The sequence below is a fragment of the Amazonocrinis nigriterrae CENA67 genome, assembly GCF_016056305.1.
Lineage (GTDB): Bacteria > Cyanobacteriota > Cyanobacteriia > Cyanobacteriales > Nostocaceae > Amazonocrinis > Amazonocrinis nigriterrae.
This window is the reverse complement of the sequence record NZ_JAECZC010000029.1, coordinates 197,772-209,891: the sequence shown is the minus strand read 5'-3', so window position 1 is coordinate 209,891 and position 12,120 is coordinate 197,772. Positions and strand designations below refer to the sequence as shown.

The following is a 12,120-nucleotide window of genomic DNA, read 5'->3' as shown; positions in this document are numbered from 1 at the left end:
CTCATCCCCCTCATCTCCCTCATCCCCCTATCTCCCCTACTCCCCTAAGAATTAACGTGCAGCGGCTTTGCGTCCACTACCTTTTAAAGCATTGATACTTCGTAATCCTGTCCAGCCGATGATAATGTAACCAATGGATAAGAGCAGGCTGCTAATACCAATACGCAATCCAGATTTCCAAGCGTTATCTTTAGCCTGTTTTTCATCTTGTTCTTTTTGAGAACGAATTAGGCTCAATTGTTGATTTTGCAAGGACTGAATATCAAACTGCTTGGCGATCGCTTTGTCCAGTTCTTGGGGGTTTGCTTTGGCTTTCTTCAGCAAATCTTTCAATTCCGCAGGAGCCTGGGGATTGTCTATTATTTGCTTATATCTTTGCTCATCTTGGAGAATTCCAGTTAAAAGAGTTTTCCGCTGGTTACGCAACTGCTCTAACTGAGCTTTTCCTTGGTCGGTGTTCAGTTGTGCCTGTAATTGACTAGCCTGTGCTTTCAGTTGGTTTTCTTGTGCATCGGCTCTCTGATTAATTTGATTTATTAGCTGACCCTTGGCTTGATTCACATTGTTAAGGTGCAGGGGAAAAATCAGCAAGAACAATAACCCCAAAATGCTAGCTATGATCAAAGCTGGAAATCTTAAGTCTACAGTTGGCGGGCGATCGCCATCACTGGCTTCATCAATCCAATAACCGACAAACAACATGCCTAAACCGACTAAAGGTACAATTCCTCTATCAACTAGTGCTGTTGCTAGGTTGATTTGCCATCCTCGATCAGTTGGTTGGAAAGGTAACAACAGAATCAAAAAGTCAAGAAAAAAGGACAAAATTAAGATTATTCCCACCACTTTTAGAGTGAGGGCAGAATTTACAGAGGCAACACGGTTAGTCATAATTATTCAAACTTGTGGTGAATCAAACTGATTGTCCTATTTAAAGTTACTTGAATATTGTTCACACGACTTTGGCTATTCCATTAAGCTACGTATAAATTATGTAGAAACAAAAAGCAGATGCAATAATATTACCGATTTTTTGCCTCTTAGTTTGAAACTACACCACGGTAGCATTTGTTATCTTCCGTGTCTTCAGGAATAGCATCGTGTTTAAATATACGAACCTAGGCTGAGTTCGGGTAAAAGCATCTACAAAAATATAAACGCATACTTTGAATTTGTCTTTCTGATTTTTCCACCTCTTAATTGTCTGACAGCCCGACTTCCCTGTTAAAAACTTGTTCCCAAATCGGCAGATCCTCTGGAAGGTCAACATCAGCCAAAGCAGGTAAGTATATAAGTGAGATGTTGAGTTCTTCGGCAATATCCACAGTTTGTTGCAGTACTTGAGAAGTTCCCCAGTCGATGTTAGCGAATAATTCCGGGATGAGGCGACGTAAACCTATCAAGTAATAACCGCCGTCAATCGCTGGCCCCAGCACGAGGTCAAAGGTATGCAGTTGTTCAAAGGCTTGAGTGAGAATCTGGGAATTGACACCAGGACAATCAGTACCAATGATAATTACTTGTTCCATGCTAGATTGAAAAGAATCGAAAAGCGATCGCGCCATCCGCAAACCTAGATCCCCTTCACCTTGAGACTGGTAAACTAAACCAAGCCCCAACCAATCTTGCATTAGTTGTAAATTGCCACCAGTAAATCGTACTTCTAGAGATATGCCAGTTGCTTTCTGCAATTCTTTAACTTGAGATACTGTATATTCAGTCATCTGCCGTTGCAGATTTGCAGCACCAAGAATACCCAAAGCAGGTATCAGTCGAGTTTTCGTCTTCCCTGGTTCTGGATAGCGAGTGAAAATAATCAAGTGCTGTTTTGAATTCATTGATGATTGCAGCACACAATACCTTATTTAACTTAACTAACAAATATCTTAATAGCAATAATCGCCATCTGTATTAGCCCTACTATGCTCTTTTGCTGTTCGCATAGCCCCTATGAGTGTAGAGACATAAATACAACGCTTAGCTTTACCACCATACTTACTAGATAGCGTCATCCTTCTGATCACATTAGGATTACCCATGTAATCAAATTTAATTTTGCGTATGCCATTTGACAGTTGTAAAGTTGTCTCAGAATCAATTAGCACGTGAGAATCTAAATTATTCCAATTAAGACTCGATGGGTTGACACTAGCAGGATGAACTACCCATTGAAGGATACCATTTTGTTCACGCAAGCTAAATTGCCAAGTTACTTTTTCTTTAGTAGATTGACTTCTGGTTTGTCGTATAGCTTTGTGAAGTTCTTCTTGAGCATTAGTAAGGCGATGAGTGTCCACAAAAGCTAGCCAGTTAGGTAATGCCAAACCAGCTAAGACCCCAATTGCCATAATCACTACTAAAATCTCCACCAGTGTGAAGCCACTGTTAGAGTTATGCTTAGATATATTTTTGATATTAACTAAAAGCAGAAAACGCACTTAAGTACTTTCCTACAATATTATGCACCCGACTGAATCATTCCATTAAATACCAATAGCTTAATGCTAATAGTAATTTTATTTGTCTAAATAGCCATTTCTCCACAGATAAAAATGGCTAATGAAACTACTTAAAAATAATTGCATTTCACAGGCTGCAACCAAATCTGTTTTTACTTTTAATCTATATTTAAGTATATGCAATAATATTTTACGTAAATCATTAATCATATAAGCCAATAAAGCTATTGGTCTAACCCAAGATTTTATATTTACCATTCGAGTAACATAACGACTCAACCCAATACCTTTAAAGAATGGAATTAAATACTCTTTTTTTAGGCGATTTTTTGGTATTTGATGATAAATTTCCATTTCTGGATTGTACCAAATCTCCCAACCCGATTTTTGAATATAAGACAACATTTCTAAGTCTTCACTAGTTAGCATGTTGTCAGTAACTCTACCAGTTAAAATAGACTTATTTGGCACACTATCTAACCAAGCTTGTCGGCGAACAACAAGGCCAGCAGAGGGCGGTAATAATTTTTTTGATGGTTTATACAGCAAAGGTAAATTACCTCGTTCTGTAATTGCTAAAAATGGAGCAATACGGTGAAAGTTTTCTGGTGGTTCCACTTCCCAACGAGCATGTATTTGGCTGCCATAAGCCCCTGCTTGAGGATACTTTTGACCAAAAGCATAAGCTGCTGCTACCCAGTTTGGCTGTGGATAGTTATCATCATCTAGAAAAGCAATTAATTTCGCTTCAGATTCTTGAACTGCTCTTTTTCTGGCATAAGCCGCTCCCTGTTGCTCTTCAAAACAATATTTCAACGGGTAAGCACATTGCCAATTATCTTGATAGCTCTCAACAACTTTAGCTGTATCATCATTACTATTGTTATCGACAACAATAATTTCCCATGCAAAGTGTTCAGTAGAAATTTGATTTCGTAGTTTATCTAGCAATTCAGGCAAGCGACTTGCCCCGTTATAAGTTGGAATTGCGACAGTCAAGTCAAGGCCTGTTATCATGAGTAAATATACAAAAATTCAATAAATAAACTAATTTTGAACCTTGAGCATTTTTATAGTGTTCAGCCTCTTCACAGAATTCACAGTATATTTTAAAATTCAAAAATTTTTAGCTGCATTCATTCTCATTTTTCCCAATTTTCACTGCACCTAAAATAGTTTTCATGATTATACAACGTTTGATATTATAAGCTTGAGTAGGATTTCCAGGTTTAGCCATAGCTACCACAACAATTAAGCCCTTAGTACCAAGATTAGTATTTTGTACAGATGTTGAATTAGCGTTACCTGTCTTAATTGTCAAATCTAAAGCCCCTGTATAGTCAAAGGTAATAGTTTGTGGTTTGCTAGTAGCAGTAAAGACGGGGCTAGAGGCATAAGTGGGACTAGAATTGTCAGTAGTATTTTCGTTAGTAATATTAGTCTGGATGAGAATTTGTCCCGGTTGAATTCTTAAATCTGTGCCCAAGTCACGCCAGTAGTTAGTAACAGTAGAGCCTTTGGGATAGATGGCAATTTGCGGAACGTTATTGTTATTTCTGAAGCTAATGCTGTAACCAAGTTTTCGTTTTTTAGCTTCTTGCTGAGCTTGCTGGAGTGCTGACCAAATAAGATCATTGGCTTTATTTACCCGTTGTGTGTTCATAAAACTTAGCCAACTAGGAGCGGCGATCGCTGCTAAAGCTCCAACTATAACTACCACTACCAAAACCTCAATGAGAGTAAATCCAGTCGTTGGTTGATAAAAGCGGGAAGATAGTTTTGCTTTTTTAGCTAATACTTTCATAAAATATTTATATAAAATTTTTATAAAACAGGGTTGGTACAAATACAACGATGAGCAAAATATGATTTGCTTCTATTTCATCTAGTTTTGTATAAGTCTATAGGTACATCTCCAAAAAGAATATGATCAAACATACTTTTTTGATAAAGGCAACCAAACCACAATTTATTTCGTAAATAAGAATCCACGTCCTTTAACCTGTGTGCTAAATTCGGGAAAATAAATTTTTTTATTCTCAGAGTATTTAATTTGATTCTCATTGTTTTCAATACGAGCATATGCATTACCACGTAAATGAACCTCTGCTACAGTAATTTTTGCTGTGGATTGAACACAGACATAGAAGCTTCCCGTTTTGAGGTTCGTATCAGGAACAGAAGCACCTGTTGCACCACTAGCATAGTTTGGAACTTGTTGCATACCTGTGGGACAATTGCGGGGGCTGACTGCTGAATTATCACTAACTGTGGTTTGATCAATATAATCAACTAAAGGCAAAATGCTTGGAGTATTAGTAGCACTAGCATCTTTTGTCCAGTTATTCATCTTATCCCTCAAAGTTGTATATAAATTATTCGGATCAAATATCTGAAAACCAGGATCTCTAGTGCTTGTTACATCAGCGGTAGTTTTTCCATAACCATCACTCAATTGAAACCTACCAATACGAGCCGTTTTAGACCAAATATTATCAGCATTGTCACCTTTAATCAAATAATAGGCAACTAAGGAGTAAACATAAGTATCATCATATCCAGCACTAGCGCCAGTACCAACACTAATAGCTTTGGGAATATATTGACGTTTCCAAAATACGAGGACAGGAAAGTAATTAGTTTGCTGATCATTCTTAGGTAGCTGGCTTCTAATTGCCGCAATTCCATCAGCATCATAAATGTAAATTGCTTGCTCTAAATCTCGTGCAATGTAATCAAGTGCTGCTTTAATTTCTTGCTCAGAAGTAGCTTTTGCTTGTTCTTTGCGGTCATTATCCATAATCGTGATCATGAATCCCAATAAAGGAGTGATGACAAGTGCTGCTAAAATTAACGCCACAAGCAATTCAATCAGTGTAAATCCACCTGATTCTCGTTTATCTTGAAAATGTTTTAGATATTGATTGAAAAACCATTTTTGATATTTCATATTCAGCTAACTTGTAATTCAGTAATTCATATTTATAGTGAATTAGATCAACCCAATCTTTCCAGCTTTCCTTACTTTTTAGTAGAGAATAACAAGTAAAAATTAGGGTTTTGCTCTACTATCGTTGTGACAAAGGGTTTGAAAAAGAGTTATAAACCAATACAGTTCAGTTAAGCATTTCTTTCTTCTCTCTTCGTCCTTGGCGTCCTTAGCAGTTAGTTAAAACATTTGACTTTGACCGAGAGTTTTAGCTTTAACTGAACCGTATTGAGTTATAAACAGTACTTTTTGACTTTACGTCAATTAGGGGTTACAAAATTAAAACCTATTGCATTGTTTTAGAGTGACTTTTCAGTGTGTAGCATCAAAATTTGCAATTATTAATTGCAAGTACTATTAGAAGTAGTGTTAGTAGTATCCTTGAGGCGTTCACAGAAATTATTAAAAGTAGTGGAACTATTGGTAATTTCTGTTGTTATTTCCACCAATGGTGATTTGCGATCGCCTACTCCCGCAGTAAAAGTCGTTTGCTTATTAGGTGCTTTTTTGAGGTTGCCACCATTATTAGCAAAACCATCTGCTCTATAAACACGAACACCCAACTTATAGCCTTGTGCAGGGTCAGTAATATTAGTGGTGACTCCAGCAGTAGTAGTGGTGGCTTTGTTATAGCGAAACGCTTGAATTATCAAATCATTTGCACTGTTATTGCTACAGCCACTTCCATCGATATCGATGCAGTATAAATCAGTTGATGGTGCTGAGCAGTAGGCATTAGCGTTACAAGTCAAAGTTCCTAATGAAGGAGCATTGTAGTCGTTTATTTTAATAGGAGTGCCTGAAGATTCACCAGTGGTTGGTGGAGTAGGAATTGTTCCTGATCTCACACCATCGATATAGCTTTTGGCAGCATTTGTTGCCGTCTCAACGCGCTTTGCTTGTACCCGTGTTGCCACAGAAAAGACAATCACAGGAGTAATCGCACTGAGCAAAAAGGCAGCAACTAAAAGTGCTACTAAAGATTCAATAATAGTGAAACCAGATTCATGAGACTGACTTTTCACGTCATGTGGAAAAGTTAACGCCAGACCTAACCCCCCAGCCCCCTTCCCTTCAAAGGAAGGGGGAGCAATTAAAGCCTCTACGCCACTTGCTACAAGTCGGGAAACCCGCCCAACGCAGTCGCTCCTCCTTGTAGGGGAGAGGTTTGGAGAGAAGTTTTCCAGATCCCGTGAAAAGTCTGATTCATGAGAAGGCGATCGTTGCTGCTGTTTGTGATCAATCATAATCTCAGCAATTAGGGTAATATCAAGGACAGGTAGGACGTTGGTCTGAGCTAAGAGCGTATTTAAAGCCAGTGCCATAGGAAGCAGCTGCATTATCGAAGCCTGTAGTTGTGTCAGTTTGGGCACCACATAACAAAGTTTTTACCCAAGGATCATCTCGCCCTACTTCTCTGTAATACTCATTAGGATCGCCTACAGTCGGTGATGTGAAGCGCTGAGAGAACAAGTCAGGTAACTGCGTCAGCAAGGCGACATCAAAACCCCACGCACGGTTAGGCTGTACATAGAAGGGTGTACGTCCCAAGGTTGCACCAGAAGCACCACCAGTATTTACGGTAGTTCTGTAGCCCTGTGGGTATCCAAAAGCCGTTGTTGAACTGCTGTAACCGTTGGTAGCTGAGTAAGTACCAGTAAACATAAATGTTTGGAAAGGCGCTGTGGCATAAGAACTGCGTTTATATTGAATGAATGCTCCAGCAATTTTGTGGTTTCTGTTGTTCCAGTTCTCTAAATAGCGCACGAAGTTTTCTAAACCGCCATTACTTTCTTTTGGTCGTCCTGGGGTGTCACCTTGAACAAATGCAACATTTGTCTCGGTTGTGGGATCAGTAACGTTTTGCAGCCAAGTGTTGCTTCTATCTTTGATATTGCGGGTATATGAGGAACCTGTGTTTAAAGTGTTAGTATCTAAGTCTGTTCCAGAACCACCAAAGGGATACTGAATTTGTAAAACTGGTATCAATAAAGGCTGGTCTGTATTTTTGGTATTACCAATACCATCACGATTCATAATCCACAGAGGATAGTTATAGCCATAATTGGGTGTAGGTGTAGAAGTATTAGGATTAACTGCCGTTCTAAACCATAAAGCTCTACTATGTAACCTCGGTCGGTTAGTACTACTGTATGTGTCGTAAGAATAGTAAGCTACTTGTCCACTTTTATCGTCGGTAGAATCAGGAGTGGGGTTATCATTACTAAGAAGACCAAGAATATTAGTACCCTTTATTCCTAGAGGAATTGGTCTACGATTAGGAGAAGTGCCAGTTAAGAGTAAGTTACCACTGGTATCACGTAAGAAAGCAACTCGACGAGGGAAGCGTTGGTCTGTTGCATTTAAAGCTGGTCTAGCTGTAGTACCTGCTCCCAGTTTATCAACGGTAAAACTTGTATCGTTTGTTAGTATTCGCTTTGTACCCAGATCTGTTGCTTTGTAATCCCAATCAACAGCACCACCAGTTAGATAACCAACACTCCAATCACTAGGTTTACACGCTGAAACTGTTGGTTTGTGACACAGTTCCATTACATACTCTGGAAATGAAGTCCTGCGCTGAACTGGGGTAACGAAGTTGTTAAAGTACGAGCTTTTTAGGGTTGCACTAGTACTCAAATCAATTGGATTACCATTATCATCACCATTAGGCTTCCAAGGGAAACTGGTTACGAAGTTGTTATCCCAAAAACCATTTAGTCTACGAGCAACAACGCTGGGTATATTTTGCTCAATAATGGTAACAGCAGTGTCACTCGTGTCACCATCATTGTTGAGATCGACTCCCAGAGTCGTTTCATTCAAGGCAGTAATACTAGTATTATTTATTACATCATCATTGTTGAGGTCTAACTGTAGAGTCGTTTCATTAAGTGTGACTGTGTTGGTTCCTATAGTATCGTTCCCATCGTAGTCATACCCTCTGAGAGGAGGTGCATTATCTCTCAAATCATAGTCACCTTCGTTACGAAAACCTTCCTTAAAATTACCTGACAAGATAGTGATACTATCTGCTATGACAGTGGCAGACCGCCATGTTTCACCAGTAGTGCAAGTGGTGAACTGACCAGGACGACAAGCGAAGTTATCATTGAGAGTTGTACGACCATAGAAATTATTCCAGTCGGTAGCTAAATTTTGACTGGAAATGAACTCTTCTTGGGAGTGAGTATTGAAATTCCCCTTAATATAAGCTGGCAAATTGGTTGCCAAAATTAGGCCCTTTTCTTCTGGCTTATAAGTAGAGTTACGGCTGATGTTACTACCATTAATCAGCATGATGCCACCGGGACGACGGGTAGAGTCTAGTTTAAAGTCAGTAGCGCTGAGGTTTGATGTTGAATCGCTTGCGTCTCCTAATGCATCATCACGAGTTGCATAGATTATGCCACTGTTAGGTAATAGAAATTCGCCTGTTCCAATTGCTTTTCCCCGCAATAAATTCAAATCTAATACTGTGGCACGAATTTCTAAGGGTTGACGCTGTTCTACATCTAGGTTGTATTCGGTAGGATCAGAACTACCTGGTTTAGTAATTGCCTTAACTTGTCTGGCATCAAGAAAAGCTACTTCCTTAATTGCACCATGAGGAATCACAGTATTTGTCGGAGTTTTAGTTACTCCTGAATCCAGAAGTTCTAGGGCGCAAATTGCAGAGTCAAGGGCAGATTTGTCAGAAAGAGTGAGGTTTCCACTGCCCTTGTCCAAAGCTTTCTTAAGTGGTTCATTCACCAGTCGTCCATTGGGATATTTCAGAGAGGCTTGGTAAGTCAGTGCAGCTGCATAATCGGTCTTTGTCTTACTGGGAGCAGCATAAACTACGCCATTGTTAGAGTTACCCGGATTTGCTGTAACAGTGCCAGTTGTATCTGTTAATCTACTAACATCTGGAAGACTTGATTTGTTTCTAGCTGTGGTGCTACTGGTAGGGTCGTAGAAACTGCTAACACAAGCGATAGGTGTTTGGGGGTTGGTGCTGGGGCTTTGAGGATTGAAAGCGCTTTGGGTGTAGTGATAAACCGCTGTAGCCCGCATTTGTAGATAAGGTGTTTTATCACTGGGTAATCCCTCTGTAGTAGTAGTGGCTACAGCCATTGAGTCTGACCAGACGGTAGGTAAGGCAGTACTAAAGTCTGTGGTAGTTGGAGTGAAACCAGTAGGTAAGTAAATACCTGCACCTGTTACTACACGCAACCCGCCAACCACATCAAGAGAACCTTGAGCCTGTTCTGCGGCTTTCTTCTCCCAAAAGTCATCCCGTTCTGTAATCCCTAAATCGTCTAATTGATGAACTTGAGGAAAGCGCTTGCGCGGATCTGTTCCACTACCGGTTGCATCCCATACTTTACCTGAAATTGTCTGACCACTGTCTAGCCCATCTAGCTGGCTAACAAACTTAGTACCATTCCACCAGATTTCTGGTAAACCATTCCCTGCTACGACGCGATCGCCAATTTTTCCTTCATCACCTTGTGGTTCTGGAAATTTGGTTGCTGTTGCTGGTAAAAATATCTTTGTTGTGTCGCTGGTTTGAGTTTTGATAGGTAAATTGGAGTAACCTGTATGAGTTGTTCCATTAGTGGGATCATACGGATACATCCATTTATCTGGTGGGCGTAAATCGTTAGTACCACTCCCCTGAAGAACGTCGCTGGTTGTATAGTCAGCTGAAACTGTATTTTTTATTGCTTTAGCTACTTCTTGCCCAAAATTAACTTCCGCATAGGGAACGCGGCGTGTACGCTTTCTAAAGTAAATTTCTAGTTGTTCTTTTTTGACTGTCGTTGCGTCGAGACTAGCATCAGCAGTTGTTTGCCGTGTAATCTCTTGTGTGACTTCTTGAGGAAGAGTAGCCACAAGCATTGCGGCATCTACTAACAGTTGAATCCGCATTTCATAGGCTTTGCTGTTGTAAGCTATATCGCTTCCGCCGGAGTTGGTTACACTTTTGTTGTCAGTGTTAATAAAATTAAAGTCACAATCCTTAGCAGGGTCATACTTAGTGGTGTCGCAGCTATTCCTAGTCAACTGAGGGCCGCTTTCTTTGAAGTAATGTAGCAATGTACCAGGAGCAGCAGTAGTAGGAGCATTATTGATATCAGCAGCATCTATTACACGACCATTAGCAACATTACCACCGACAATAATTTTGCTGTTTGCTTCGTCATAGTAACAAGACTTAGGACTGCTAACTAAAAATAACTGGATGGGTTCACTACTAAACCGTTGTCCAGTCAACAAGTTACCGTTTGTTACAATCCTTCCATTTAAACGGAGTGCATCTCCAGGGGCTATTTCCAAGTCATCGTTATACAATACTGCGTTGTTGCTGAGGGGAACACGTTCTCTATCTTGCTCATATTCCAGAGCAGCAAAGCCTTTATTTCCTTTAAATGGTTGATACTTATTAGCATCAAGACCTGTAATATTAGTGATAGGTACTGTAGTTGTATAAACAAAAATGCCTCTTTTGAGCGTTCCAGCTCTTTTAAACCAACCTTGAGTACCTACTAATTGGGCGCTGGTAGTAGAACCACCAGTACATTGACTACCTTGGTTGTTTTCATTCATTGGTGGTGTCCTTGCCTCTAAAGGACTTCTTGGTCTACTAGAAAGAGGCGAACGAAAGTAAATACCATACAATGTAAAACTATCAAATTTGCCGTCATTGTTAGTATCTACTGGATATTTCCAAGCAGTAGTCAGAGTTTCTTCTGTGTCTAAAGTGCCTGTGTTTGTTTGAATAGATGAGTTATTATTAATGTCATAAACCAGTTTTAATTGCGTTTCATCACCAAAGGTATATTGATTAATACTGCTGGTCATCACTTGGTATAGTGAAAAATCCGCTGGTGTGGAACGTGGTAATTTAGGATCTTGAAAGAGTTTATCAATTTTTGCCTTTGCTCGCTCAAGGGCTGGTGATGCTGAGCTAATAACAGCCTGATTGACGCGAACATTATTAGCATTTTTAGAACGTTCAAAAGACCTAAATAAAATTGCTGTAGTTAGCAGTATGACTACCAATGCTACCATTGCCACTGTTGGTAAGACAAAACCAGCATTGAGCGAACCTCGTCGTCTTTTGGTGATAAATAAAGTTCGTAATAGCCAAATAATTGGCTTTTTAATTGAAGATAAAAATGTCTTACTAAATTGTTTGAATATTATTTTTATTGTCTTTGCTAGCTGGCGTTTTCTAAACATAGCTGCTTTCCTATAAAGTAAGTTAATTACCAATTTTTTTTGCAATTTAAACCTATATCTGTAAACTCAATTTACATATAAATGAGATTTTTATTTATGCAAATACTGGATTGTTCCTGCTACCAAATACAGCAAAAATTAAAAATATTTTTCAGTTATATGATTTATCAGATTTTTATGTTTTCCATCAATACTGATTTTTTCTGAAATTAATTCGTAGTCTAAAAAAAGTATTAAAACCATAACTTCACATGAACTTTTACAAAATGTATCTCACCTGAAGGCAACTTCATGAAGATATAGTTAGGGGAGTAAGCTTATAGTACCCACTGCTTAAAGGAAACATATCAGTCAGGTGCTAAATAATATTAAGTAATTAAAAACCTCCCGAAATGGGGAGGTTAGTAGTGTAAATATTCTGGATTCCAGATAACTTTCCAAGGA

8 protein-coding genes are annotated in these 12,120 nt (G+C 39.2%); all 8 read right to left on the bottom strand.

Annotation, left to right across the window (positions count from 1 at the left end; all coding sequences use genetic code 11):
- Positions 1-51: 51 nt before the first annotated feature.
- The 8 genes from hpsJ-B to hpsA all read right to left on the bottom strand — a co-directional run bounded on the left by hpsJ-B (position 52) and on the right by hpsA (position 11,676).
- A complete protein-coding gene (gene hpsJ-B, locus I8748_RS16785) occupies positions 52-891 on the bottom strand; it encodes a hormogonium polysaccharide biosynthesis protein HpsJ (RefSeq protein WP_198125709.1) in 840 nt (279 codons plus the stop codon).
- A gap of 305 nt (positions 892-1,196) precedes the next feature.
- Positions 1,197-1,838, bottom strand: coding sequence for a TIGR04282 family arsenosugar biosynthesis glycosyltransferase (locus I8748_RS16780; protein WP_214662598.1), 642 nt, complete (start codon positions 1,836-1,838; stop codon positions 1,197-1,199).
- 48 nt (positions 1,839-1,886) lie between these two features.
- Positions 1,887-2,438, bottom strand: a complete 552-nt coding sequence (locus tag I8748_RS16775) for a pilus assembly FimT family protein (protein ID WP_198125707.1) — start codon at positions 2,436-2,438, stop codon at positions 1,887-1,889.
- Positions 2,439-2,516: 78 nt separating this feature from the next.
- On the bottom strand, positions 2,517-3,476 hold the full coding sequence (gene hpsE / locus I8748_RS16770; RefSeq protein ID WP_198125706.1) for a hormogonium polysaccharide biosynthesis glycosyltransferase HpsE: 960 nt from the start codon (positions 3,474-3,476) through the stop codon (positions 2,517-2,519).
- Between the two features lie 109 nt (positions 3,477-3,585).
- Positions 3,586-4,263, bottom strand: a complete 678-nt coding sequence (locus tag I8748_RS16765) for a pilus assembly FimT family protein (protein ID WP_198125705.1) — start codon at positions 4,261-4,263, stop codon at positions 3,586-3,588.
- A 165-nt stretch (positions 4,264-4,428) separates the two neighbouring features.
- The gene (hpsC, locus tag I8748_RS16760) at positions 4,429-5,409 is read right to left on the bottom strand and encodes a hormogonium polysaccharide secretion pseudopilin HpsC (protein WP_198125704.1); all 981 of its coding nucleotides are present in this window, start codon (positions 5,407-5,409) and stop codon (positions 4,429-4,431) included.
- A gap of 380 nt (positions 5,410-5,789) precedes the next feature.
- Complete coding sequence (gene hpsB, locus I8748_RS16755; protein ID WP_318781232.1) at positions 5,790-6,788, bottom strand: hormogonium polysaccharide secretion pseudopilin HpsB; 999 nt, start codon at positions 6,786-6,788, stop codon at positions 5,790-5,792.
- Positions 6,718-11,676 (bottom strand): hormogonium polysaccharide biosynthesis protein HpsA, encoded by a 4,959-nt coding sequence (hpsA, locus tag I8748_RS16750; protein WP_198125703.1) that lies wholly within the window; start codon positions 11,674-11,676, stop codon positions 6,718-6,720. The genes hpsB and hpsA overlap by 71 nt, the downstream gene beginning before the upstream one ends.
- Between the last annotated feature and the right edge of the window lie 444 nt (positions 11,677-12,120).